The sequence below is a fragment of the Robertkochia aurantiaca genome, from assembly GCF_020166495.1.
Classification (GTDB): Bacteria; Bacteroidota; Bacteroidia; order Flavobacteriales; family Flavobacteriaceae; genus Robertkochia; species Robertkochia aurantiaca.
On sequence record NZ_JAINZS010000005.1, the window covers coordinates 309,227 to 334,275 of the forward strand.

At 44.9% G+C, this 25,049-nt stretch carries 21 protein-coding genes; 10 read left to right on the forward strand and 11 right to left on the reverse strand.

Annotated features, from left to right (window positions below):
• Positions 1 to 70 precede the first annotated feature (70 nt).
• A complete protein-coding gene (locus K7R10_RS10075; protein ID WP_224484582.1) occupies positions 71 to 715 on the reverse strand; it encodes an LON peptidase substrate-binding domain-containing protein in 645 nt (214 codons plus the stop codon).
• 156 nt (positions 716 to 871) lie between these two features.
• Here K7R10_RS10075 and lysA point away from each other — a divergent pair, with 156 nt between their 5' ends.
• From lysA to K7R10_RS10110, 7 genes are all read left to right on the forward strand, one after another.
• A complete protein-coding gene (gene lysA, locus K7R10_RS10080) occupies positions 872 to 2,107 on the forward strand; it encodes a diaminopimelate decarboxylase (protein ID WP_224484583.1) in 1,236 nt (411 codons plus the stop codon).
• Between the two features lie 96 nt (positions 2,108 to 2,203).
• Positions 2,204 to 2,719: a thioredoxin family protein gene (locus tag K7R10_RS10085; protein ID WP_224484584.1), complete on the forward strand. Its 516-nt coding sequence runs from the start codon at positions 2,204 to 2,206 to the stop codon at positions 2,717 to 2,719.
• Between the two features lie 11 nt (positions 2,720 to 2,730).
• The gene (locus tag K7R10_RS10090) at positions 2,731 to 3,870 is read left to right on the forward strand and encodes a serine hydrolase (RefSeq protein WP_224484585.1); all 1,140 of its coding nucleotides are present in this window, start codon (positions 2,731 to 2,733) and stop codon (positions 3,868 to 3,870) included.
• Positions 3,871 to 3,959: 89 nt separating this feature from the next.
• Positions 3,960 to 4,472 carry an SRPBCC family protein gene (locus tag K7R10_RS10095; RefSeq protein WP_224484586.1) on the forward strand — a complete coding sequence of 171 codons (513 nt, stop codon included), beginning with the start codon at positions 3,960 to 3,962 and terminating at the stop codon, positions 4,470 to 4,472.
• A 92-nt stretch (positions 4,473 to 4,564) separates the two neighbouring features.
• On the forward strand, positions 4,565 to 7,261 hold the full coding sequence (locus K7R10_RS10100) for an alpha/beta hydrolase family protein (protein WP_224484587.1): 2,697 nt from the start codon (positions 4,565 to 4,567) through the stop codon (positions 7,259 to 7,261).
• 118 nt (positions 7,262 to 7,379) lie between these two features.
• Positions 7,380 to 9,401 (forward strand): S9 family peptidase, encoded by a 2,022-nt coding sequence (locus tag K7R10_RS10105; RefSeq protein ID WP_224484588.1) that lies wholly within the window; start codon positions 7,380 to 7,382, stop codon positions 9,399 to 9,401.
• A gap of 86 nt (positions 9,402 to 9,487) precedes the next feature.
• Complete coding sequence (locus tag K7R10_RS10110; RefSeq protein ID WP_224484589.1) at positions 9,488 to 9,925, forward strand: hypothetical protein; 438 nt, start codon at positions 9,488 to 9,490, stop codon at positions 9,923 to 9,925.
• A 51-nt stretch (positions 9,926 to 9,976) separates the two neighbouring features.
• Here K7R10_RS10110 and K7R10_RS10115 read toward each other — a convergent pair whose 3' ends face one another.
• Both K7R10_RS10115 and K7R10_RS10120 read right to left on the reverse strand, forming a co-directional pair.
• Positions 9,977 to 10,528 (reverse strand): hypothetical protein, encoded by a 552-nt coding sequence (locus tag K7R10_RS10115; RefSeq protein WP_224484590.1) that lies wholly within the window; start codon positions 10,526 to 10,528, stop codon positions 9,977 to 9,979.
• Between the two features lie 45 nt (positions 10,529 to 10,573).
• On the reverse strand, positions 10,574 to 10,957 hold the full coding sequence (locus K7R10_RS10120) for a VOC family protein (RefSeq protein WP_224484591.1): 384 nt from the start codon (positions 10,955 to 10,957) through the stop codon (positions 10,574 to 10,576).
• 44 nt (positions 10,958 to 11,001) lie between these two features.
• Between K7R10_RS10120 and K7R10_RS10125 the strand changes: the two genes are divergently transcribed.
• Both K7R10_RS10125 and K7R10_RS10130 read left to right on the forward strand, forming a co-directional pair.
• Positions 11,002 to 11,439, forward strand: coding sequence for a VOC family protein (locus K7R10_RS10125; protein ID WP_224484592.1), 438 nt, complete (start codon positions 11,002 to 11,004; stop codon positions 11,437 to 11,439).
• Positions 11,429 to 12,010: an NUDIX domain-containing protein gene (locus K7R10_RS10130; RefSeq protein WP_224484593.1), complete on the forward strand. Its 582-nt coding sequence runs from the start codon at positions 11,429 to 11,431 to the stop codon at positions 12,008 to 12,010. The genes K7R10_RS10125 and K7R10_RS10130 overlap by 11 nt, the downstream gene beginning before the upstream one ends.
• Here K7R10_RS10130 and K7R10_RS10135 read toward each other — a convergent pair whose 3' ends face one another.
• Together K7R10_RS10135 and mnmA are read right to left on the reverse strand one after the other, a co-directional pair.
• Positions 12,011 to 12,952 carry an NAD(P)H-dependent flavin oxidoreductase gene (locus K7R10_RS10135; RefSeq protein WP_224484594.1) on the reverse strand — a complete coding sequence of 314 codons (942 nt, stop codon included), beginning with the start codon at positions 12,950 to 12,952 and terminating at the stop codon, positions 12,011 to 12,013.
• Positions 12,953 to 12,972: 20 nt separating this feature from the next.
• Positions 12,973 to 14,160, reverse strand: coding sequence for a tRNA 2-thiouridine(34) synthase MnmA (gene mnmA / locus K7R10_RS10140; protein ID WP_224484595.1), 1,188 nt, complete (start codon positions 14,158 to 14,160; stop codon positions 12,973 to 12,975).
• 354 nt (positions 14,161 to 14,514) lie between these two features.
• On the opposite strand from mnmA, the gene K7R10_RS10145 reads away from it, so the two are divergent.
• On the forward strand, positions 14,515 to 16,362 hold the full coding sequence (locus K7R10_RS10145; RefSeq protein ID WP_224484596.1) for a fasciclin domain-containing protein: 1,848 nt from the start codon (positions 14,515 to 14,517) through the stop codon (positions 16,360 to 16,362).
• Positions 16,363 to 16,972: 610 nt separating this feature from the next.
• Here the strand turns inward: K7R10_RS10145 and yidC are convergent.
• The 6 genes from yidC to guaA all read right to left on the reverse strand — a co-directional run bounded on the left by yidC (position 16,973) and on the right by guaA (position 25,027).
• A complete protein-coding gene (gene yidC, locus K7R10_RS10150) occupies positions 16,973 to 18,844 on the reverse strand; it encodes a membrane protein insertase YidC (protein WP_224484597.1) in 1,872 nt (623 codons plus the stop codon).
• Positions 18,845 to 18,952: 108 nt separating this feature from the next.
• Positions 18,953 to 20,587, reverse strand: coding sequence for a CTP synthase (gene pyrG, locus K7R10_RS10155; protein ID WP_224484598.1), 1,635 nt, complete (start codon positions 20,585 to 20,587; stop codon positions 18,953 to 18,955).
• Between the two features lie 181 nt (positions 20,588 to 20,768).
• Entirely contained in the window at positions 20,769 to 20,987 is a 219-nt protein-coding gene (locus tag K7R10_RS10160; protein ID WP_224484599.1) for a DUF3820 family protein, read from the reverse strand.
• A gap of 155 nt (positions 20,988 to 21,142) precedes the next feature.
• Complete coding sequence (locus tag K7R10_RS10165) at positions 21,143 to 21,550, reverse strand: OsmC family protein (RefSeq protein ID WP_224484600.1); 408 nt, start codon at positions 21,548 to 21,550, stop codon at positions 21,143 to 21,145.
• Positions 21,483 to 23,492, reverse strand: a complete 2,010-nt coding sequence (locus K7R10_RS10170) for a PBP1 and LysM peptidoglycan-binding domain-containing protein (protein ID WP_224484601.1) — start codon at positions 23,490 to 23,492, stop codon at positions 21,483 to 21,485. Before K7R10_RS10170 ends, K7R10_RS10165 begins: the two co-directional genes overlap by 68 nt.
• Before the next feature lie 5 nt (positions 23,493 to 23,497).
• Positions 23,498 to 25,027, reverse strand: a complete 1,530-nt coding sequence (guaA, locus tag K7R10_RS10175; RefSeq protein WP_224484602.1) for a glutamine-hydrolyzing GMP synthase — start codon at positions 25,025 to 25,027, stop codon at positions 23,498 to 23,500.
• Between the last annotated feature and the right edge of the window lie 22 nt (positions 25,028 to 25,049).

A 25,049-nucleotide genomic window follows, 5' to 3' on the forward strand; every position in this document is an offset into this window, starting at 1 on the left:
TGGCGGTCATGTTCGGAAGATCTGAATTTGGCAGAAAAACAAAATCTGATCCCTGAGACACATCGCCTTTTTATAATTTAAAGTCCTTAAAGTCAAGCGGATCAAAATTTCGGAAATGCCCGTTCATTTGTATCAGTTTTTTGGTGGTATTCACCTGCTCGATGATCGGGATCACTTTTTTCAGATGTCTTTCGACATATCGCAGGCGCTCTGACTCCCTTTCCAGTTGCAGGAGATGGTACTCCTGTTCCAGATTAAGACCGATTTTATGTGCCAGATCATAACTTCTGAAGCCCTCAACGCTCAAAGCCTGAAAACCTACACCTATCAGCTTGTAAAGTTCTTCGATAAGATCGATCACCCGTATACGCTGACTGTCAACACCGTCATCTATATTTTCCAGGAAGACCACGTCTCCACCGCTGTAAAGCTTCCCGGGTAAAGGGTTATGGAAGGAAGTAATTCTGAAGACGCGGCTTGCTCGGCAGATCACATCAAGTTCTCCCGAATCATAGCGTTTGGCAACCTTGTGAAGCGACACTTCACTTCCGTAACCCAGCTTCCCCTTGATGTAGGTAGGAATACCAAAGGTCATATTCTGCTCTTCACAATCCTTCAATAATTCGCGGTATCGCATTTCAAATATATGTAATGGAACCTTTTCCCCCGGAAATACGACAATCTGTAACGGAAATAATGCTAATGGTTGACTCATCTGCGATTTTGTATAAATTTACGGAATTATGAAAACAAGAGGCGAAAACGAATTGTTATAAATGAAACTTTTTGTTTTATTTTGAAAAGTATCCGCTTTATTTTTGCCCGAAACCATGAACCAAACTACTTTTACAACCGTTAAAAAATTACAGTGATGAAGAACAGTGACCTGATCAAAATAGCCGAAACCTATGGGTCTCCGGTATATGTATATGATGCCGAGAAGATTGTAAGCCAATATAACCGCTTATCGAACGCGTTCAAAAATGTGAAGAGCCTTAAACTGAACTATGCCGTAAAGGCTTGTTCGAATATCAGCATACTCAAACTGCTTAACGGACTTGGAAGCGGCCTGGATACCGTATCCTGGCAGGAAGTGCAGTTGGGTCTTATGGCAGGATTCGATCCTTCTGATATCATATATACTCCGAACGGGGTTTCTCTGGAAGAAATCGAGGAGGTTGCCGAACTCGGTGTGCAGATCAACATTGACAATCTCTCCATCCTGGAACAATTCGGAACCAAACATCCTGATGTCCCTGTTTGTATAAGAATCAATCCGCATGTCATGGCCGGAGGAAATTCGAATATATCTGTGGGTCATATCGATTCCAAATTCGGGATCAGCATTCATCAGATACCCCACCTTTTACGAATCGTAAAGAACACCGGTATGAGGGTAAACGGGATCCATATGCACACAGGAAGCGACATTCTGGATGTAGAAGTCTTTCTCTATGCTTCGGAGATCCTCTTTGAAACAGCCAAGAACTTTGAAAATCTTGAATTCATCGACTTTGGTAGCGGATTCAAGGTTCCTTATAAAGAAGGGGATATCGAAACGAATATAGAGGAACTCGGCAAAAAGCTTACTCACAAGTTCAACGCTTTCTGCAAAGAAACCGGGAAAGACCTCACCCTGGCTTTCGAGCCGGGCAAATTTCTGGTCAGCGAATCAGGCTATTTTATCACCAAGGTAAATGTGGTCAAACAAACCACCTCTACGGTTTTTGCCGGGGTGGACTCGGGCTTCAACCACCTGATCAGACCGATGCTGTACAACTCCTATCATGAGATCTTTAACCTTTCGAATCCGAAGGGGAAGGAGCGCTTCTATTCGGTGGTGGGATATATATGTGAGACCGATACTTTTGGCAGCAACCGTCGTATTAATGAAATCTCTGAAGGAGATCTGCTTTGTTTCAGAAATGCGGGAGCATACTGCTTTACCATGGCAAGTAATTATAATTCCAGATATCGTCCGGCAGAGGTACTCTGGCACAAAGGAGAGGCTCATCTAATCAGACGCCGTGAAACCATGGAAGATATTACCCGGAATATGATCGAAGTAGACCTGGCCGGTAAAAAAAAAGAAGGACCAACTCGTTAATTCATAGGTAACCGGTATGCTGTAAAGAACAGACGCAGGCATAAGGAGGCATGATATTTGAATCATTCCTTATATTTACGTCTAATTCTCATTATTATGAAATACGCCCTGATTACCTTTCTTACGATGTTGACAGCTGTCACCGCCCATTCCCAGGAAATCAAATGGATGAGCTGGGATGAGGCCGTTGCTGCATCGGAGTCCAGCGAAAATCCGAAAAAGATATTCATCGATGTGTATACCGACTGGTGCGGATGGTGCAAACGTATGGACAAAGACACTTTCAATGATCCCGAGGTTGCCGCATATATGAAAGAGCATTTTTATATGGTGAAATTTGACGCTGAAGGAAAGGAAGACGTCACCTATAAAGGCCGTACTTACAGCTACGTACCGCAAGGACGCCGAGGCTATCATGAATTGGCTGCAGCACTTCTGCAGGGGCAACTCAGCTATCCTACTGTAGTATTTTTGAATGAAAACCAGGAGATGCTCTCACCTGTACCCGGTTATATGAAACCAAAACAATTCATACCTATCGCCCGTTATTTCGGAGAGGATATTTACAAGACCACCAAATGGGATGAATATCAGGCATCCCTGGACCAATAACCACCCTTTACATGAAACCAACCTATGCACTGTTAGCTGCCATCCTTTTATTACAGACGGGATGCCAGGAACGAACAACACAAAACTCATTGGAAACTGCACTGGAAACCGAATCCCCCGTTATTCAGGAAGTCATGCAGGAACCTGAAAAATACGAACTCCAGATCCTGCTTACCACGGTCGACCGAAAAGGTGATTCGGTAATTCTCACCGATCATAATTTTGGAGTAGATGACTCCCGTTATTTCTATCCGGCCAGTACAGTCAAACTTCCTGCAGCCATTCTTGCTCTTGAAAAGCTGGAAGAATTGGAATCGTATGATCGCAACACGCCATTTTATATGGAAGGCGATACTGTTCAAACGACCATCGGGAGGGAAATAGAAAAGATCTTTGCTGTGAGTGACAATGATTCGTTTAATCTTTTATATGAATTCGTCGGTCCGGAGGTCATGAATCAAAAACTCCGGGAAAAAGGTATCTCCGATGTGCGTATAGTACACAGGCTTTCTGTAGCAGACGCCGACAATCCCAATACAAGAACCCTCATATTTCAAAAAAACGACAGCACCCTGGCAGAGTTTCCGGGATCCTTCAATAACATACCCGAAAAACCTGCCCTTACCTCTGTATTCAAGGGAAAAGGGTATATGTCGGGAGACTCCCTGATCACAGAGCCTATGGATTTTTCATCCAAGAACTATTTACCCCTGGGCAGTTCACATGCCATTATGAAGAGGCTGTTCTTCCCCACACAGTTCGATTCTTCTGAAAGATTTCACCTATCGGAAGAAGACATGTTGTTTCTTCAAAGAACGATGCGTTCCACTCCCTCAGACCTGGGTTATTCAAAAGATGAATACCATGACAGTTATGTTAAATTCTTCTTATACGGTGACAGCAAGGAAGACATCCCCGATCATATCGAAATCTATAATAAGGAAGGGGACGCCTATGGTTACCTCACCGATATCGCCTACATCAAAGACACAAAAAACGGGGTGGAATTTATTTTATCTGCAACCATACACGTAAATGAAAATCGTATTTACAACGATAACAATTACCAGTATGATTCAATTGGCAAACCTTTCTTTGCCGAACTCGGAAGACAGATACACCAGGCTGAAATACAGAAAGATAAATCTTAACAAACCGAAGTCTCTATTCAAAAAAATAATATTTCCAAAAACCTGATCTTTGGTATTTTTCGTATCTTCAGGGGAAAAGCATCCAACCAATGAGCAGCGTTGATTTTACTCGCTTCACCAAAAAAATCTACATAAAAGCTCCACTGCCAAAGATCTATTGGTCATGGTCTACCGAAGAGGGTATCACCTCCTGGTTTCTGAGAGCAGCCGATTTTACCAGAAACGATAAACGTCTGAAACCGCATGAACCGGTCAGGGAAGGCGACACCTATACCTGGATGTGGTACAATTGGGACGGGAGTGAAAACGGAAAGGTCTTAGCAGCAAACCAGACCGATCATCTGGTGTATTCATTTGCTGATAGCTGCCAGGTTGCCATTGACCTGAAGGAAGAACATGGTAAGGTATTACTTACCCTGCATCAATTCAACATCCCGACCGATGATCAAAGCAAACAGGATATCTTTACAGGCTGCAGTAATGGCTGGACTTTCTGGCTTACCAATCTGAAAGCTTACATGGAGCATGGCATTCTGCTCAACGAAACCCATGTCGACCTCAGTGATGATGAGTCAGCTCCTTTTGAATTCGTCAATATGTAAATCTGCTCAGCCTTTTCTTCCCCGGGGAAAGCCACGAACTTCAGAATAAATTCATAGCTTTATTGCTACCTAAAACTATAGCAATACCACATATGAAAAGATCTCGTTTTGGCATTCTACTTTTTGCCATTTTCACCATGCCCTTTCTGCAGGCACAGGACAAAACCGAAGATAAGGACAAATGGACTCCCGAAGACATCATTAACACAGAATACATGTCTGATGTAAGCTTCTCCCATGACGGAGCGAAGATCATCTGGACAAAACGCAGGGCTGCTGAGGAAAAAGATAAGTTCGTCAATGACATCTATCTCACACGCCTGGGAGAAGACCCGGTTACCACCAGAATGACTTCAAGGGATGAAAATGATTACAACCCGGTTTTCTCTAAAGATGATCAAACGGTATTCTTTCTTTCATCACGAGATGAAGGAAAAAAATTATGGAAAATATCTCTGATGGGCGGAGAGGCCGAAGAAGTACATGAATTTGAGAACGGGATCTCCTCGCTCAGATTTTTAAACGACTCCACCTTTTTATTTATCAGTTCTGAAGGAAAAACGCTGAGAGAGCAAAAGTTAAAAGAGGAAAAAGACAATGTGATCGTGGTGGAAGACACTGCCACCTGGAAACCGAAAAGGGTATACAGCTTTAACCTGAAAAGCAAATCGATTTCAAGACTGACCGAAAACGACAAACCCGTAAGTGATTACCAGGTATCTGATAACGGACAATGGATGATCTATGAAGTTCAACAGGGAATAAGTTTCGCAGCAGACGCACGCAAAGACCCGATCTATTTTTTGAAGAATCTCAGAACCGGAGAGGTCACTCAAATTCTTAAAAATCTCGAGTTCCCCTCCTACTCTTTCGAGTTCGATCATGAAAACGAAGGCTTTTACTTCATCTCTTCCTTTGCTAATGATCCCGAGTGGAACGGTGCGGGCATCAATGAATTATACTATTTCAGCCTGGAAGGCATGGAACTTCAGAAGGTTCCACTTGACTGGGAATACGGGCTTAGCAGAGGAGGTTTCGAATTGGCCGGCGAAAACCTGCTTGTTTCCCTGGCTAACCGGGCAACCAACAAGACCATGCTGCTTTCCAGAAAGGGTTCTTCCTGGAACCTGGATGAACTGGATACCCCTCATTCTGATGAGCATATCGGGGTAATGGCGGTATCAGAAGATGGTGGCAAGGTAGCATATATGTATTCAACGGCTTCTACCCTGCCTGAATATTATCTTGCAGAAATGAAAGGAAGCAGGTTCAGAAATGAAAGAACGCTTACAGAACTGAATGAGTCGCTGAAGAAAAAACCACGCACCAAAAGTGAAGTGATCACCTGGAAGGGATACCGGGATGAGGAAGTTACAGGAATATTATATTATCCGCTTGACTATGAAGAAGGAAAGCGTTATCCGCTGGTTCTTTCCATTCATGGCGGGCCTTCCAGCCAGGATACCGATTCGTGGAGCGAGCGTTGGAGCACCTATCCGAATATCCTTGCTCAAAAGGGAGCTTTCGTACTCAAACCGAACTATCATGGCTCAGCCAATCACGGTCTCGCCTATGTGGAAGCGATCAAAGGAAACTATTATGAACCGGAACTGGAAGACATCACCAAAGGTATACAACACCTTTCTGAACAAGGAATGATCGACACCGATAAACTGGGAACCATGGGCTGGTCGAACGGAGCGATCCTGACCACCATGCTCACAGTTCGTTATCCGGATATGTTCCGGGTAGCCGCTGCCGGTGCCGGTGATGTGAACTGGACCTCTGATTATGGCACCTGTAGTTTCGGGGTAAGCTTTGATCAAAGTTACTTCGGAGGTGCTCCGTGGGATGACACCGAAGGTAAAACCTATAACGAAAATTATATCATCAAATCTCCCCTTTTCGAAATGGAAAAGGTCAAAACACCGACCATCATATTCCATGGAAGCGAAGATCGTGCTGTACCACGTGACCAGGGATGGGAATATTACAGAGCCCTGCAACAGATAGGACAAGCCCCTGTGCGCTTCCTTTGGTTTCCGGGACAACCTCACGGTCTTCAGAAGATCACCCATCAGAAGCGAAAAATGAAGGAAGAGCTCAGGTGGATAGAAACCTATCTCTTCGAAGAAGAGAAAGAAGAAAATGAAGCTTTTAAGGAAGACAGTCCGCTGGCACAGGCCATCAAGGTGAGCGAATTTAAATCAGATGGCGGTCGTTACGGGCTGCTCTTCGAAGGAACACTGATACCGGAAACTCAGGCGGTCAAAAAAGATTCCATAGCAATTGGTGTTTTCGAACTGACCCATGCACAATATCAGGCTTTTGACAGTGATCATTCTTTCCCGGCCGGACTGGATAACTACCCTGTTGAACTCAGCAGGGAACAAGCCGGGGATTATCTGAACTGGCTTTCGGAACTCACAGGAAAAACCTGGCGTATGCCTTCTGCCGGTGAAGCTGAGGATCTTCACAAAAAGGCTATGAAGGCCGCCGCAAAAAAGGCCAACACCTTGAATTACTGGGCCGGTTATGACATTACCTATGACGAGATCGAAGCCCTGAAAGCAAAGGTCAAAAAACACAATGTTGAATTGCTCAAGAAAGTCGGTAAGTACAAAGCAGGAAAAATCGGAGACGCCACCGTTTATGATCTGGGTGGAAATCTTGCTGAATTTTATTCCGATGGGATTTATGATCTCAGCGCCTATGACTATTTCGACTCAGCCGAACAAAAGATGAAAGATTCTGAACACGTAGGCCTTCGGGTGATCGAAGAACTGTAGCTTTTACCTAACAGATTTGACAAAGGGAGGGAATTTACCCTCCCTTTTTGTATGAGGTGAAGCGACTTAGGTGCAGATTTTTCTTAAATTTAAAAGAACTAATCAAAAATCACGCTGTATGAAGACCACCTTCGCATTCCTGTTCTTATTTCTAACCCTTTCCTATTCAGTTGGGGCCCAACCCGCAGAGAAACTGCAACTCACCGACATCTACGACCTGGAGTATGTTTCCAACCCCCAAATTTCACCTGACGGAAAAAAAATCGTGTATGTAAGGAATTTTAAAGATATCATGACCGATCAAAACCTGTCAAACCTATGGATGGTTAACAGTGACGGCACCAATAACAGACCGCTAACCACGGGAAACCATGTGGCTGTTCAGCCGGTTTGGTCCCATGATGGCTCCAAACTTTTGTTTAAATCAAATATGCAGGATGAGAAAATGAAGATCTTTCTTATGTGGGTCGACAGCAGGGAGATGTATCCGATCACCCAAACCACCCGGGCCCCTTCATCTTACAGCTGGTCCTGGAACGACGAGAAGATCGCCTTTAATATGTTTGTTCCCGAGGAAGGTGCAAAGTTGTTCAGCATGCCTCAAAAACCTGCAGGCGCTGAGTGGAAGGCAGACCCGAAATACATCGATGAGATGAATTATCGTTCTGACGGAGCGGGATATGTAAAAGCCGGTCATTCGCAGTTGTTTATCATCGATGCCGAGGGAGGATCCCCGCGGCAGCTTACCCATAGTGCCTTTGATCATGGTACACCGGTTTTCAGCCGGGATGACAGCAGCCTTATCTTCAGCGCTAACCTTCACGAAAATCAGGAGATGGAGCCTCTGAACAGCGAACTTTACACATACGATCTCTCTGATGGAACAATTACTGCCCTTACCGACCGTTTCGGACCCGACAGCGATCCGGCGGTTTCGAAATCAGGTGCAGGTATCGCTTATATCGGTTTTGACGACCGTTTTCAGGGGCATCAGCAAAGCGAATTGTATGTCATTCAGGAGGAATCAGAGCCGAAATTACTCACCGGCGATCTGGATTTCAGCGTAAGTGATCCGCAGTGGGATGAAAAAGGTAACGGAGTCTACTTTCAGTATACCGAAAAAGGAGAAACCAAGGTCGGTTACGTCAGTCTGAACGGAAAGACCAGAACCCTAGTCGGAAACCTTGGAGGCTTATCCCTGGGCAGACCTTATAACCAGGGAGACTACCATGTCTCTGAAAACGATGTGATCGCCTTTACCCTTGGAACTCCTGAACATCCTGCAGACCTTGCTGTCTGGAACCGTGGAGATGTCAAACGAATCACCCACCTGAACAAAGATCTGTTCTCCTATCGTAAACTGGGGCAGGTACAGGAGATCTGGTGGAAGTCATCATACGATCAAAGGGACGTTCAGGGATGGATCATTACACCACCCGATTTTGATCCGTCAAAAAAATACCCCATGATCCTTGAAATTCACGGCGGGCCCTTTCTCAGTTACGGCTCGGTCTTCTCTGCTGAATTACAGCTGATGGCAGCCAAGGGCTACGTGGTACTCTATGCAAATCCGAGAGGCAGTACCAGTTATGGAGAAGAATTTGCGAACCTCATACATCATGATTATCCGAATCACGATTACGAAGACCTGATGTCGGGAGTAGATGCCGTGATCGGTAAAGGATTTGTGGATCCGGAGCGTTTATTTGTGACCGGGGGAAGCGGAGGAGGCGTTCTGACCGCCTGGATCGTAGGAAAAACAGATCGTTTTTCGGGAGCAGTGGTGGCCAAGCCTGTGATCAACTGGTACAGCTTTGTGCTGTATGCAGATAATCCCGGTTTCTTCTATAAATACTGGTTCCCGTCAAAACCATGGGAAGATCCGCAACACTATATGGATCGCTCGCCTTTGAGTTATGTCGCTAACGTTACCACCCCTACAATGTTACTCACTGGAGAAGAAGATTACAGAACACCGATCGCAGAGTCAGAGCAGTTCTATGCAGCTTTAAAGCTAGAGGGAGTTGAAACGGCCATGGTACGCATACCCGGTGCTTCACACGGAATCGCCAGCAAGCCCAGCAACCTGATCGCTAAGGTGGCTGCAATCCTGGCCTGGTTCGAAAAGCACGATAAATAAATTAAAAGTCACTTATAAGTTTAATTTACTGATTGTCAGGTTTTTATTGTAAATTAATACTAAATAACACCAAAAATTCAATTACAATGAAAACATTACGAACACTGACCCTTAGTCTTGGCCTGATCTTTATGGCCGGGATGCTCTACGCACAAGAACCTATGAAAGCTGAGAAGTACGATAATCCACAGTGGTACTATATCGTTTCTGTCGATTACGCGCCTGGTAAATACGATCAGGCAAAGAAATTTATAGAAGACTATTTTATAAAAGCCTCAGAAAAGGCAGGAACCTCCGGACCGGTCATGGCCCTGGAGATGAACAGCGGAACTTACGATGCCATGTATATCTGGCATATGAAAGATGGTCTTGATGAAATGAACTGGAAAACCACCGCAGATGATGTGGAATGGTTTAAAGCCATGGCAGAGTTGGCAGGAGGCCAGGAAAAAGCTCAGGAGATCTGGCAGGAATATCAAAGTCTGGTAAGCAGCAGTAAGGCTGAGCTTGCCCGTAAGCTTTAGAAAAAATTTGAAATTGTAAAGGCCGCAGTAGAAATATTGCGGCCATTTTTATTAGAATTTTTTTGCAACACCTAAAGTGAGGTTCCATACATCATAGGCATCCCACTTTATATCATAATTGATTCCCGTTATAAGTTCCCAGCCGTGGGCAGAAAGGGGAAACTCAAATTCAGTACCGATTCGGGTAACAAGAAGATTCTCACCGGCGGCAAATTCGCCTCCGAATCCGACTCCCAGGAGCCAAAAATGTTTTAGACGATATCCTACCATTAGTACCGATGTGACCGGGTACTCCCTTTCCAGCACTTCTTCATCTCCTGAACTCAAATGTCTGTCGACGAAAAAAGTATCGAAGATGAGATCATTATGTAAGCCAATGGACCATGATACAGATAATTCATAATTATAATCGATGGCAATTGAGGGCAGATTAAGCACCTTTGCCCCTTCCTGATCCCTACCCTGAAAAATATGGGAATGACCAAGCATAAGCGCGATCGAATGCTTGTACTCGCGATGGTGTTCCCCCATTGAATGCTCGTCGTGATGTTCCTGAGACCAGGAGCAGACAGAAGTAAGCAGAAGTAAAAATATAATTCTCATACTGAATATTTATAACTAATATATTGATTTTCACCGATCTAAAGTTTAGCCATTCTTAATATTTCTGTAGAAAATTATCCCATTTCCATAATCATCATAGAGTCCCAAATCTCTTGTTCCCCAGGAGGTATCTGTTGGGGGCGCCAGCGACTCCACTCCACTGACGGTCCGGATTCGGGCATATACCCTATCAGGATCATCACAAAGAATCCTGATAAGGGGTCTGTCTACCGGGTAATCCCATTCAGTGTCATCATGCCACTGCAAATGAATTTCGACCTTCTCAAGTCTGACCCCTGCATACCTGGGTTCGAATTCATTATCCTGAAAAAGAATTTTAAAACCCAATACCTCGGTGTAAAATCGCAGAGCTTCGGCAACATCCTGAACCGGTAAAACCGGATGAATCTCTTTTATTCCTAATCTCATTTTGAATCATTTAACTTAAATTTACGTAGAAAACATATGATATTATGCGACAACTCATTCTCTTCTTGTTTTTCACAATAGCGATCACCAGTACCCACGCACAAAACCAACTGACTTTTGACCACGAGGCTTTGCTGGTGCAAAACCTTGACGAGTCAGTTGCTTTTTATACAGAGGTACTCAGCCTTGAAGAAATTGAAGACGGAACCGGTCAGCCACATATCAGGTGGTTTTCTCTTGGGAGGGACAAGAGCCTGCATCTTATAGAAGACAAAGATTTTACCCGGGAGCAGCAAATCGGAATTCACTTCGCACTCAGGGCCAAAGACCTTGACGAACTCATGACCACCTTAAAGAATAAGAATATTCCCTTCCGGAACTGGCAGGGTGAGAAAAACACTTTTAATGATCGTCCGGATGGCTACAGGCAAATCTATGTACAGGACCCGGACGGATACTGGATAGAGATCAATGGAAAATGACCGAATCAAAATAAAAGAAATTGAAATACTCTCAGATGAATGGTATACCCTTAAGAGGGGAAAGTTTCTTTACAGGCTCGAAAACGGCGAATGGCAGCCTCAATCACGGGAAGCCTATGATCGGGGAAACGGCGTTGCCATATTGCTGTATCACAGCACTAAAAAAACGGTGATCCTTACACGGCAGTTCCGGTTTCCGACCTATATCAACCAGCATGACACCGGAATGATGATCGAAGTACCTGCAGGAATGTTGGAAGAAGAAGATCCCGAGGCATGTGTGATCAGGGAAGTCGAGGAGGAAACGGGATACCGTATCAAAAAAGCCGATAAGGTCTTTGAGTCATATATGTCGCCCGGAGCGGTAACCGAAATATTACATTTTTTCACCGCTGACTACAGCCAGGCTGAAAAAATTCACCCCGGGGGCGGTCATCCGGAGGAAACCGAAAATATCGAAGTTCTGGAAGTAGAAGCTGAAACAGCCATCCAATGGGTGGAATCGGGGAAGATCAGGGACGCCAAGACTATTATGCTGCTTCAGTACGGACGTCTGAAGAACCTTATCTGATCAAAGAGTCTTTACCCGTGATTTGGCTTCTTCAAATTCGTTCACCATATCTTTGATGATCTCTGCTGCAGGCTTGATATCATGTATAAGACCGGAGATCTGACCGATCTCCAGCTCGCCTTCTTCCAGGTCTCCCTCGAACATTCCCCTTTTGGCTCTTGCCCTGCCCAGCAGGGATTTCAGTTCATCTGTCGAAGGTCCCTTTTTATAGAGTTCCTGGATATCAGAGAAAAATTTATTCTTCAGCAAGCGAACCGGAGCAAGTTCTTTAAGGGTAAGCATGGTATCCCCTTCGCGGGCATCTACCACCATTTCCTTGAATTTTATGTGAGAGGAAGCCTCTTCACTGGCCACAAAACGACTCCCGACCTGGACCCCATCAGCTCCCAGCACCATGGCGGCAAGCATCCCACTGCCGGTGGCGATACCCCCTGCGGCTATCAGAGGAATATCGATCTGTTCCCGCACCATGGGAATCAGGGTGAAGGTAGTGGTTTCATCCCTTCCGTTATGCCCCCCGGCTTCAAATCCTTCAGCCACAACCGCATCAACACCGGCGTCCTGGGCTTTCATGGCAAATTTCACACTGCTTACCACGTGAACCACTGTAATTCCGTTCTCCTTTAGCGTGGAAGTCCAGGTTTTTGGGTTTCCTGCAGAAGTAAATACCACCTTTACGCCCTGATCAATGATGATTTTCATGATCTTATCGATATCAGGGTACAACATGGGTACATTCACCCCGAATGGTTTGTCGGTAGCCTTTTTACATTTGATAATATGCTCCTCCAGCACTTCCGGATACATGGAACCGGCTCCTATAAGTCCCAGTGCACCGGCATTAGAGGCAGCAGAAGCCAATCGCCATCCGCTTGCCCAAATCATTCCTGCCTGAACAATGGGATGTTTGGTTTGAAAAAGTTCGGTAATTCTGTTTTGCATATCGCTAATATAGCGAAGATTTAAGAGATGACACCTGACCCTATAAGCTCATCGTCCTGATAGAAAGCGACAAACTGTCCCTCAGTTATCGCGCTCTGCGGCAACTTAAATTCCACATACAATCCATTCTCCACTTTATGGAGCATGGCGGTTTGTAAAGGTTGCCGGTATCTGATCCTGGCTTTCAATTCCAGAGATTGTCCTTCGGCAAGCTGAAGATCTTCTCTTACCCAATGCAATTCATCTTCCTTGACAAAAAGTGCTTTTCGAAACAAGCCCGGGTGATCTTTCCCCTGTCCGGTATAAATCGTATTGGTCTCCACATCGGTTTCGATAACGAAAAGAGGCTCAGGAGTTCCTCCAACGGCCAGGCCTTTCCGCTGCCCTTTCGTAAAGAAGTGTGCGCCCTGGTGTTTACCTACGACCTTTCCCTCATCGGGTGAATATTCGTATTTGGAAGCATGAAATGCCAGCTCCTCCTCCTTATCCCTGAATGACTGCACGGTCTTTTTTCCTGATACCATCTCTGCAGGAACCTCTACAATATTCCCCTCTTTCGGCTGTAGTTTTTGCATGAGAAAATCCGGCAGTCTCACTTTGCCCACAAAGCAAAGTCCCTGAGAATCCTTCTTATCAGCGGTAACCAACTCGTTTTCAGCAGCGATCTTCCGCACTTCCGGTTTGGTAAGTTCTCCTACGGGAAAAAGTGTTTTGGACAATTGTTCCTGAGACAACTGACAGAGAAAATAAGACTGATCTTTATTACCATCTTTTCCGGCGAGTAAACGGTGAACGGTTTGTCCGTCTTTTTGAATACTGTCTTTGCGGCAATAATGACCGGTCGCCACGAAATCCGCTCCCAGATCGAGAGCGATCTTCAGAAAAACATCGAATTTGATCTCACGGTTACAAAGTACATCAGGATTCGGCGTTCGCCCGTGTTCATACTCCTTAAACATATAATCCACGATACGCTCCTTATATTCTTTACTGAGGTCAACCGTCTGAAAAGGAATACCCAGTTTATCGGCTACGATCATGGCATCGTTGCTGTCTTCGAGCCAGGGACATTCATTAGATATGGTTACGGAATCATCGTGCCAGTTCTTCATGAACAAACCGATCACTTCGTACCCCTGCTCCTTCAGCAAATAAGCTGCTACACTGCTATCGACGCCACCCGATAAACCTACAACTACTCTTTTCATAAATCTCCTGATGCTTTTTTGAGATAAACCCTGCAAAATTACAAAATTTCAACAGACACCATAAGTCGGTAGTACTTTTAAAACCTTACGTCGACAAGATTAAGATTTGACAGTTATGTTTCATAATTTTATATCACAAGTTAAACAGAAGAAATACAACGGCATTTCAGAAACATCTGATTAATAACATATTATTAAGACATACATAAATAATCATTTATATAATTACTTAATTATCGGTTATTTAACGACTCTTTTGTTAAAAATATAATAAATGACCTATTTTGTTTAAGTTAAATTGTAATTTGGTTCAACATTATTTTAATAACATTAAACATAGAAAATCAATCAGCAATGGAAAAATTTTTCAAACCACTCAAATTTCTGAGCCTGGCTTTCCTGTTAGTATTGGGAACAGCCTGCTCTAACGATGACGATAATATCGGTACAGATCCCGATCCTGATCCAACAGGTGAAACCATCACCGATCTGGCCGCATCTAATCCCGACTTATCTACCCTTGTCGCCGCTCTGCAAAGAACCGGCCTGGACGCAACGCTGGCAGACGAGAATGGAAACTTCACGGTTTTAGCTCCTACCAACCAGGCTTTTACAGATGCCGGTGTTACCAGTCTTGATGCATTTTCAGATGAAGAATTAAGAAACATCCTTTTAAATCATGTTCTTGAAAATCAGTTTCGATCTTCCGACTTCACTACACAGTATTATGAAACACTAGGACAGGGACCTGATCAGAATGCGTTGAGTCTTTATGTTGACACCAGTTCAGGAATCACCTTTAATGGTGTTGCCAACCCGGTTGCCGACAATTTTGACGTGGAAGCATCAAACGGTATTATACACGTTGTAAATGCTGTTGTTTTACCACCAACCATAGTAACTCATGCCGCAGCCAACGCCAATTTTTCAACCTTAGTAACCGCTCTTGGAAGATTTGGGGACACCTATACCAACGCACTTTCCGGAGATGGTCCGTTTACCGTATTCGCGCCTACTAACGCCGCCTTCGATGAGCTGCTTGCTACCCTGGGAATGACACTGGAAGAAATTCCAGACGCACTTCTGGAAACAGTATTGACCTATCACGTGATCGCCGGACAAAACTTATCGGCCAACAATTTTGTGGACGGCCAAACAGAAACCACGCTTCAGGGAAGTGACCTGAGTGTAAATGTCGGAACCGACGGAAATGTGGAAGTAGTAGACGCAACCGGAATACCGGGTGATGTTGTCGCAGCTGACGTACAGGCAGTAAATGGTGTAATTCATGCTGTAAACCGTGTATTATTACCACAAGAAGTGGTAGATGCCGTAACTGCCGAGGCTACCATAGGACAATTGGTAAATCTGAACGGAGATTACTCAACACTCGGTCTGGCACTTGAAAGAACCGGACTTGATGAGTTGGTTAATGATCCTAATGCAAGCCTGACTGTTTTTGCTCCCGATAACGATGCTTTTGCAGCATTCCTGGAAAATGCAGGATTGACCTTTGAAGAAGTACCTAATGATTTGTTAGCAAACATCCTGGCCAACCACGTATTACTGCAAGACGAAGCAGTAACCTCAGATATGCTCTCAAATACATATGCTAATACAAGGGCCACTAACGCAGATGGTGACAACCTTAGCCTGTATATCAACGTCGACAACGGTGTAACACTTAATGGTGTTTCCACCGTGACCATGCCGGATATTTCAACTGTCAACGGGGTTATTCATGCTGTTGATGTAGTGATCGGATTGCCAACTGTTGTGACCTTCGCTACCGCCGACCCTACCTTTGAATCTCTTGTAGGAGCCTTGACAACTGAAGGACAACCTGATTTTGTAAGTGTGCTAAGCGACACAGAAGCCACCTTTACCGTGTTTGCTCCAACCAATGCAGCATTCGGTGAACTGGCTGCTGTTCCTGAGGGAGAAACCCTGACTGCGGTTCTGAACCATCACGTTGTAGGAGAAGCAAACATTCGTTCGGCTGACCTTACAGAAGGAACCAACACAGTCGTATCACTGGAGGGAGATGAACTCGATATCATTCTACCCCCAACCCAGGGAGGAATTGCTAATATTGTCGATGGATCCGGAAATACGCAATCCATTATCGCAGTAGATGTGCAGGCCTGGAACGGAGTGATTCATGTAATTGACGGGGTGCTCGTTCCTGATACCACTAATTAATATAACTGTTTAATATACAGGTTTTAAAGGGGCATTTAACATGCCCCTTTTTGTTTTTATAAAGTCACTTTTTTAAAGGAAAAAATGAACCACCCGCTTTATCCCTTACTCTTGCACAAAAAAGGGAAACCCAGGTTCAGATGAGGTTATGAGGGTATGAGGGTATGAGGGTATGGAGTTACAATTTAATTGAAGTAAGTACTTACACTTCTAATATGAGCAAAACCACCGACCCCGGATCACGGACCACCGACCACACTACCCCTTAACCAATTGGCAGATCCTTCACTGCGTTCCGGATGATTTTGCAAGAAACAAATAGCCGATAACCTTAAAAGAGCGAAGGAGCGAAGGAGGTAGGTGGGTATGAAGGTATGAGGGTATGGAGTTACAATTTAATTGAAGTAAGCACTTACACTTCTAACATTGACAAAAACCACCAACCCCGGATCACGGACCACCGACCACACTACCCCTTAACCACTTGGCAGATCCTTCACTGCGTTCCGGATGACTATTTTGAGAGCAACCTATATAGGAAAACGGAAGACTGATGCAAAAAAAAGGAGCCGTAAAACGACTCCTTCCTTATATATCTCTTCAGCATTGTTTATTTCTTCTTCTGCTGTTCAGCCTGTTCCATCATCTCACGCATTCTGCGCTGGAACTTGTTTTCTTTCTTAGGCTTTTTCTTATTCTCCTGTATTTGCGCATGGATCTTATCCTCATCGAGGATGTAATTCTTGATCACCAGCATGATCACGATCGTAATCAGGTTGGAAACGAAGTAATACAAACTCAGACCACTGGCATAGTTATTAAAGAAGAACAACATCAGCAGCGGAGAAATATAGATCATGATCTTCATCATTCCCTGCATATCAGGCATTCCTTCCTGAGAAGGCTGCTGCATCATTTGTTGCTGCCCTGTAGTCATTCGCATATAAAAGAAAATAGCTACTGAGGCCAGGATCGGGAACAAACTCACGTGATCTCCATAGAACGGAATAGTAAACGGCAGTTCTGCGATAGTATCGTATGAAGAAAGATCTTCGGCCCATAAAAACGGCTTCTGACGCAGCATAAAGGCTGTCGGGAAGAACATGAACAGGGCGTAGAAAATCGGCAACTGTAACAGCGCAGGTATACATCCGCTCATGGGATTCACCCCTGCCTTACCGTAAAGCTTCATAGTCTCCTGCTGGCGCTTCATGGCATTATCCTTATACTTTTCGTTGATCTCTGTGATCTCAGGTCTGAGTACTTTCATTTTTGCCTGCGACAGGTATGACTTATAGGTCACAGGAGAAAGAGCGATACGCACCAGTATGGTCATCACGATGATCGCAATACCATAAGGAAGCATAGAGCTCAGGAAATCATAGAGCGGTGTAAAAACATATTTGTTTATAAAACCGAATATTCCCCATCCAAACGGCACTGACTCAGCAAAGTCGTAATCTTCATATTGTTTGAGCACCTTAAAATCGGTCGGACCGTAATACCAGTCCATCACTTTATTCAATTCACTCCCCTGAAATTCCAATGGAATCTCAGCCACATATTCCTTAGTATATTTCGCTTCCGGGCTTTCTTCCTCCACCAGGTCGTTCGATACCAGCTGAGCCTTTTCAAAGGGTGCCTCCGATGCCAGAATGGTACTGAAGAAATGTTGCCTGAAAGAAATCCACTTCAATTCTTCTTCCTGCTCATCATCGCTTCCGGTCTGCGAAAGCTTGCTCACAGAACCGTCGCTCATATAAGTAAGACGGGTATAGCGGTTTTCGTATTCAATACTTTTATTGTGCCTGATGCCTTTTTGCTGCCAGCGAAGCTGAACAGGACTGGTGGTGTTCAGGATCTGTCCCAAACCTTCGGTACGAATGCTGAAGTCGATCAAATAATCGTCCGGCTTCAACACATATCGGTATTCCAGATATTGATCCGGAGCCGATTTCAGGCGCATGCTCAGCACCGTATTCTCCCCACTCTTACTCAGCTGAGGCTCGAAAAACAGGTCTTTGGTATTGAGGGTACGGTTGTCGGTGGTGTTCAGTTGTAAATTAAAACTTGCATTACCGTCTTTCACCAAATACACAGGAACTGAATCGTAGGTGACAAAGTTTTTCAGACGTGCAAATACAACCTGTCCTCCTTTATTGCTGACATGAATCTCAAGAAGATCATTTTCCAGCTTGGTGACATTATCTTTAGCTGAAGGCAAGCCTGCCGAATAGGCAAATGGCCCAAGGGCACTCTGATATTTTGCCAGAGCGGCAGAATCAGCTGCCACCTCGACTGTATCAGCCGGCACAGCTGTGGTGGTTTCAGAAGGCTCCTCCTGTGAAACAACCTGCTCCGTGCTGGTTTGCTCAGGCTGCGAAGCTTCTTCAGCCTTGTTGTTGTACATAACCCAGATCAGGATGGCTCCGATAAGGAGAAACCCGATCAGCGAGTTCACGTCAAATTTCTTTTCTTCCATGTATTAATTATTCTTTACACTTAGGGCATTAACATTCGGTTTTCCACCCGGTTGATGCCGGGTAAAGCCTTTCATTTCAGGCTGCAAAGATAGTCCCAAATGTTCAATTTACGCCAATGTGGCATTGGTTTTATTGGTCTTGTACTGCAGGGAGGCTTTCACAAAGGCCACAAAAAGCGGGTGCGGACTGGCAACCGTACTCTTATATTCCGGATGGTACTGAACTCCCACAAACCAAGGATGCTCAGGAATCTCGACGATCTCTACCAGCCCGGTGTCAGGGTTCAGTCCGGTGCAGATCATACCTGCCTCCTCTACCTGTGTCTTGTATTGGTTATTGAATTCATAACGGTGACGATGACGCTCTGAAATCTGTTCGCTATCATACACCTTACGTACCTGGCTGTCTTCTTTCAGATTACATTTCCATGCTCCCAGTCTCATAGTACCACCCATATGAGTGATGTTTTTCTGCTCCTCCATCAGATCTATGACAGGATGTGGAGTCTGAGAGTTCATTTCGGTCGAATTGGCATGCTCCAGCCCCAGTACATTTCTGGCAAACTCTATCACCGCCATCTGCATCCCGAGACAAATCCCCAGGAAGGGAATATTGTGCTCTCTGACATATTGAATCGCCTTGATCTTTCCTTCCACTCCCCGTTCACCAAAACCGGGCGCCACCAGAATCCCATCCAGTCCTGCGATGTTTTCCGTTACCGTCTTTTCATCGATATGCTCTGAATGAATGAATTCCACGTGCACCTTCACCTCGTTCTCTGCTCCGGCATGTATAAACGATTCGAGTATGGATTTATAACTATCCTGAAGTTCCACATATTTCCCAACCAAACCGATACGCACCTCATTCTTAGGGTTCTTGTGTCGGCTCAGAAAGGCGTTCCACTGAGTGAGATCCGGCTGCGTATCATCAGGCAGCGCCAACTTTTTCAGCGTTACCGTATCCAGACCTTCATCATACATCATATTCGGCACATCATAGATGGTCGAAGCATCGATAGACTGGATCACCGCTTCCCGTTTAACATTGCAGAAAAGTGCCAGTTTATCTCTAAGGTCTTCAGAGAGCTCGTGCTCCGTTCTGCAAACCAGAATATCGGCCTTTATACCGCTCTCCATCAGAGTCTTTACAGAGTGCTGGGTTGGCTTGGTCTTCAATTCACCTGCGGCGGAAAGAAAGGGCACCAGGGTAAGGTGTATAACGATTCCGTTGTTCTCACCCAACTCCCAGACCAATTGTCTTACAGCTTCAATATAGGGTAGTGACTCAATATCACCGACCGTTCCCCCGATCTCAGTAATTACAATGTCATACTCTCCGCTCTTTCCAAGTATCTGGATACGCTCCTTGATCTCATTGGTGATATGCGGAACCACCTGTACCGTCTTGCCCAGAAACTCGCCTCTTCGCTCCTTTTCGATCACACTTTGATAAATGCGCCCGGTAGTAACGTTATTGGCCTGGGAAGTGTTTACATTTAAGAAACGTTCGTAATGCCCCAGGTCCAGGTCTGTTTCAGCCCCGTCATCGGTCACGAAACACTCTCCGTGTTCATAAGGGTTAAGGGTTCCAGGATCTACATTGATGTAAGGGTCCAGCTTCTGGATGGTTGTTTTATAACCCCTGGCCTGTAATAGCTTGGCAAGGGAAGCTGCAATGATTCCTTTTCCGAGTGAAGAAGTCACTCCCCCGGTAACAAAAATGTACTTGGTATCTGCCATGAAGCGAATGCGTATTGATGCCTGAATCAAGCAGGCGGATTACTGAAAAATTCGGGCCAAAAATACAAATAAGAATTAAAAATTAAGGAAGGCTCCATGCTAATTTTACATCATATAAAAGCTTGACGGCAAGTCACTTCCTTTTCCAATCAACAGCATCGTTGCGAATTGGTGAATTGAGCTACCCTCCGATTCTGCGTACAAGGTATTCCAGACCGTTGATTTTAATTTCGAGCATGGCTTCCATCTGCTTACCCAGTTTTCCCGGAGGAAAGCCTTTCTTCCTGAACCAAACGTAATACGGCTCAGGAATATCGACCAGCTTCAAACCTTTAAATTTCCCGAAAGGCATACGTGCCTTTGAGAGCTCTAAAAGAAAGATTTTCGGGTCTGTTTCCATATAATTAAAGATGTTCTAAGCGAAAGCCAGGAGACCCCTCAAAGGGCTGCATAAACCCGGAAATGAACTCTGAAGACAGGTGGATGCCTGCAACCATTCAGAAAATTTGCGCCTTCCGCTATGACTTGATGAGTTTACTGCGAAGACAACCAGCGTTACGAACCCCAAATGAATTCGATCTTTTTTACTATGTCAGCGTGAAGGCTGTAAAGTACGGGACAAGTGCGGGCTGTATGCTCCAGAATCTTTCGGTTTTTATCATTGATCTCCTCGGGAAGAACAAGTTGTATTCTGATCTCTGAAATTCGCCGGGGCCCTGAAGCCATGATCTTTTCAACTTCTGCTTCACTCCCGCTCAGGTCCACCCCGAGGTCAGCAGCCTTGATTCCCATCACGGTAAGCATGCAACTGGCAAGGGCTGTGGCTACAGTGTCGGTAGGTGAAAAAGCTTCGCCTTTTCCGTTGTTATCAACAGGTGCGTCTGTAATAAAGGTATTACCGCTTTTGAGGTGTAGGCATTCCGTTCGAAGATTGCCCAGATACTTCACTTTGGAGGTTGGCATCGTTTTCTATTTCTTTAATGGTAAGATCATCATATTTCACGAGGTAAACGGCCTGGTTGTAAAAACCGCCTTCCATATCTCTGACATAATCAAACTTATTCTCTATGTAACTGGTTTCACTCACACGAGATGCCACGTAGTAAAGGTTCTTGTCATAGCCCAGACGCAGGAGAATATCCATTGCCAGGTCAAAACCTCTGGTAGCATAGCGGTTCGGCGTGGTATTGAACCGCTTTTCATAGCGTCGGCTGAAAGGGTTACTCACATCAGACCCCTTATCTACGGTAGGAAAACGAAACTCAAGATTCGATAAATGCATGTTTGATATGTTCTCACTTTCGTAAGCACTACCCTTAAGCGTAGTGAGTAATTTAATATCGTATTCGTCGGTGACGGCAGAGTTCACCACCCCGGTGACATTGCTCAAAAAAGGAACACTGTTCGATTCGACGATCACCCAATTCTCCTTTTCTGCAGAAAGGAAAGGATTGATATCGTCAAGCCTGATAAATTCCCTTTCCTCAGGAGCAATGATTTTAGCCCCGGGAAAACGCGTTTGCAAGAGATTACGTACCGGTACGTTCTTATTATCAGAAATAAGTATAATATTCTTGTCGGCTGCATGCGATTCCAGATAAGAGATCATTTGTGAACGCAACAAATCATCAGGAGGCAAGGTCTGAAAAACATTATCTTTCAGATCGATACCCTTGTTTGAAAAAGGCGCAAAAACCGGGATCCGGTCTACCGCAGCATATCTGGCCAAACGGTTAAATGCGTCAGGAAGTATGGGCCCGATTACCGCGTCGGCGTCTTTTAGCTTTTCATTTGCCAGGATCTGGAAAACACGATCAGAGTCTCCGTCGGTATCGAAGGTCTTAAGTTTAACAGAGAGTCCCAATTCCTTTACCGAATCGACCGCTACCAATACCCCGGTATAAAAATCAAGGGACACACTTGCCAAACGATCCCTGTCGAGGATCTTCTGAGCAAGCTCGAGGGAATCATACTCCATTTTTTCCAGTCTGAATGGCAAGACCACGGCTAAAGTGGCAGGTTCAGCGCGATTAATGCTGTCTAGCAGCGAAAATGGCTCTACCAATCGACCATCGGTCACCTTCAGATCACCGGTCATCTCTTTTGGAAGCTTGATGATCATTCCAGCCTGAAGCCCAAGGGCCTTTACCTCCGGATTCAACTGCTCAATCTCTTCCTGGGTTAATCCGAATTTTTTATTCAGCCTGAAAAAACCTTCTTTGGGTTTGATGGTGTAATAGTTGTAGCGATCTTTCTCAACCAGTTTTTTATCATTCCCCGGAACAAAGGGAACCATCAGGGTATCTCCTTCCTGCAGAACATCATTCATATCAGGATTCAGTTCTCTCAGCCGCTGCTCTGAAATACCATGCTCGTACGCAATTCGCCAGGTACCTTCGGCCGGCTTCACATAATATGGCACAGTTTCCCCAAACACGGGTATCTCGTCAGATTCAGCTGTGACCTTTTCGTAAACAGGAATCTGAAGCTTCTCTCCCTTCTGAGGCAGTCTGCTGTAGAGCTCCTTATTGTATCTTTTGATTTCGGCCTCGGTGATATCGTATTTCTGAGCCAGGCTGTATAAAGTTTCCTGCCTCCTGACCTTATGGTTGATAAAGCGTTCCACCTTTTTTTCCTGGGGCTCAGGTTGAGCTGCCTTTTCCTGCTTTTCCTCCCGGCTCAGGCCGGCCTGGTTGTCACCGGGTATGATCAGTATGGTATTGGGTTTCACCCCGTTTTTCGCTTCGGGATTTAACCTGATGATATTATAAGGGGTAATACTATACTGACGAGCAATACTTTCAAGAGTTTCACCTTCCTTGACCGCATGTGTTTTAAAATTCTGTGCATAGGTCAATACGCTGAAAAAAACTGAAAATACTACTGTAAGGGCAAGCTGCTTCATATAATTTATTCCCATTCTATGGTTGCAGGCGGTTTGGAACTGATGTCATACACTACTCTATTAACGCCTTTAACCTTATTTATTATATCGTTAGATGTTTTTTGTAAAAATTCATACGGCAGGTGCACCCAGTCTGCAGTCATCCCGTCTGTACTTTCAACAGCCCTGAGGGCAACCACCTTCTCATAGGTTCGCTCATCTCCCATAACACCTACTGAATTAACAGGCAGCAATATAGCTCCTGCCTGCCATACTTTATCGTATAGTCCCCACTTTTTGAGGCCGCCGATAAATATATCATCTACCTCCTGGAGTATTCGTACTTTTTCAGCGGTAATATCTCCCAGTATCCTGATGGCCAGTCCGGGGCCCGGAAACGGATGTCTTCCCAGCAATTCAGCATCGATCCCCATGCTGGCTCCTACTCTTCTGACCTCGTCTTTGAAAAGCATATTCAGTGGTTCCACCACCTTGAGCTTCATAAAATCGGGTAAGCCACCCACGTTGTGGTGACTTTTTATAGTAGCCGAGGGTCCTTTTACCGATACCGATTCAATCACATCGGGATAAATGGTTCCCTGGCCAAGCCAGTCAACATCTTTTACTTCATGAGCCTCGTCATCGAAAACCTCGATAAAAACTCTTCCGATCGTTTTTCGTTTTTCCTCCGGGTCATCTATACCGGCAAGTGCATCCAAAAAACGTGCCGAAGAATCGACTCCCTTCACATTCAGACCCATACCCTCGTATTGTTTGAGAACGCTTTCGAACTCATGCTTTCGTAAGAGACCGTTATTCACAAAAATACAATACAGATTATCTCCAATGGCCTTGTTGAGCAGCACCGCTGCAACAGTAGAGTCTACGCCTCCCGAGAGCCCCAGTACAACCTTCCCGTCTCCAATCTGTTCCTTCAGATTCTGAACGGTCATATCAACAAAATTATCAGGTGTCCAGGTCTGAGGAACCTCAGCAATATTCACAAGGAAGTTTTCAAGAAGCTGTTTCCCATCGACCGAATGATACACTTCGGGATGGAATTGAATCCCATAGGTGGTTTCTCCTTTAAGCTTGTAAGCCGCATTCTTTACATCATCGGTACTCGCTAAACGAACGGCACCTTCAGGCAGTTCCTGTATGGTGTCACTATGACTCATCCAAACCTGGCTTCCGGCAGCTATCCCTTCAAAAAAGCTCTCATCATCTTTAATATAAGACAGATTCGCGCGACCAAACTCCCTGGTATTCGAAGGTGCAACTTTTCCACCTCCAAAATGCGCCAGGTACTGTGCACCATAGCATACAGCCAGTACCGGGATTTTGCCCCTGATATTGCTCAGATCGGGGTGCGGCGCCTGTTCTGAACGAACTGAAAAAGGACTCCCTGACAGAATCGCAGCCTTGAATTCAGACAAATCATCAGGCAGATGATTGTAGGGATGAATTTCACAATAAATATTGAGTTCGCGAACCCTTCTGGCGATTAACTGGGTGTACTGCGAACCGAAGTCTAGAATGAGTACGTTATTTTGCATGCGCAAAAATAATAATTTGAGA

What these genes read in the sequence shown, in the direction of transcription:
- K7R10_RS10075 (WP_224484582.1), bottom strand. Translation starts at nt 715, where the DNA reads ATGAGTCAACCATTAGCATTATTTCCGTTACAGATTGTCGTATTTCCG.
- lysA (WP_224484583.1), top strand. Translation starts at nt 872, where the DNA reads ATGAAGAACAGTGACCTGATCAAAATAGCCGAAACCTATGGGTCTCCG.
- K7R10_RS10085 (WP_224484584.1), top strand. Translation starts at nt 2,204, where the DNA reads ATGAAATACGCCCTGATTACCTTTCTTACGATGTTGACAGCTGTCACC.
- K7R10_RS10090 (WP_224484585.1), top strand. Translation starts at nt 2,731, where the DNA reads ATGAAACCAACCTATGCACTGTTAGCTGCCATCCTTTTATTACAGACG.
- K7R10_RS10095 (WP_224484586.1), top strand. Translation starts at nt 3,960, where the DNA reads ATGAGCAGCGTTGATTTTACTCGCTTCACCAAAAAAATCTACATAAAA.
- K7R10_RS10100 (WP_224484587.1), top strand. Translation starts at nt 4,565, where the DNA reads ATGAAAAGATCTCGTTTTGGCATTCTACTTTTTGCCATTTTCACCATG.
- K7R10_RS10105 (WP_224484588.1), top strand. Translation starts at nt 7,380, where the DNA reads ATGAAGACCACCTTCGCATTCCTGTTCTTATTTCTAACCCTTTCCTAT.
- K7R10_RS10110 (WP_224484589.1), top strand. Translation starts at nt 9,488, where the DNA reads ATGAAAACATTACGAACACTGACCCTTAGTCTTGGCCTGATCTTTATG.
- K7R10_RS10115 (WP_224484590.1), bottom strand. Translation starts at nt 10,528, where the DNA reads ATGAGAATTATATTTTTACTTCTGCTTACTTCTGTCTGCTCCTGGTCT.
- K7R10_RS10120 (WP_224484591.1), bottom strand. Translation starts at nt 10,957, where the DNA reads ATGAGATTAGGAATAAAAGAGATTCATCCGGTTTTACCGGTTCAGGAT.
- K7R10_RS10125 (WP_224484592.1), top strand. Translation starts at nt 11,002, where the DNA reads ATGCGACAACTCATTCTCTTCTTGTTTTTCACAATAGCGATCACCAGT.
- K7R10_RS10130 (WP_224484593.1), top strand. Translation starts at nt 11,429, where the DNA reads ATGGAAAATGACCGAATCAAAATAAAAGAAATTGAAATACTCTCAGAT.
- K7R10_RS10135 (WP_224484594.1), bottom strand. Translation starts at nt 12,952, where the DNA reads ATGCAAAACAGAATTACCGAACTTTTTCAAACCAAACATCCCATTGTT.
- mnmA (WP_224484595.1), bottom strand. Translation starts at nt 14,160, where the DNA reads ATGAAAAGAGTAGTTGTAGGTTTATCGGGTGGCGTCGATAGCAGTGTA.
- K7R10_RS10145 (WP_224484596.1), top strand. Translation starts at nt 14,515, where the DNA reads ATGGAAAAATTTTTCAAACCACTCAAATTTCTGAGCCTGGCTTTCCTG.
- yidC (WP_224484597.1), bottom strand. Translation starts at nt 18,844, where the DNA reads ATGGAAGAAAAGAAATTTGACGTGAACTCGCTGATCGGGTTTCTCCTT.
- pyrG (WP_224484598.1), bottom strand. Translation starts at nt 20,587, where the DNA reads ATGGCAGATACCAAGTACATTTTTGTTACCGGGGGAGTGACTTCTTCA.
- K7R10_RS10160 (WP_224484599.1), bottom strand. Translation starts at nt 20,987, where the DNA reads ATGGAAACAGACCCGAAAATCTTTCTTTTAGAGCTCTCAAAGGCACGT.
- K7R10_RS10165 (WP_224484600.1), bottom strand. Translation starts at nt 21,550, where the DNA reads ATGCCAACCTCCAAAGTGAAGTATCTGGGCAATCTTCGAACGGAATGC.
- K7R10_RS10170 (WP_224484601.1), bottom strand. Translation starts at nt 23,492, where the DNA reads ATGAAGCAGCTTGCCCTTACAGTAGTATTTTCAGTTTTTTTCAGCGTA.
- guaA (WP_224484602.1), bottom strand. Translation starts at nt 25,027, where the DNA reads ATGCAAAATAACGTACTCATTCTAGACTTCGGTTCGCAGTACACCCAG.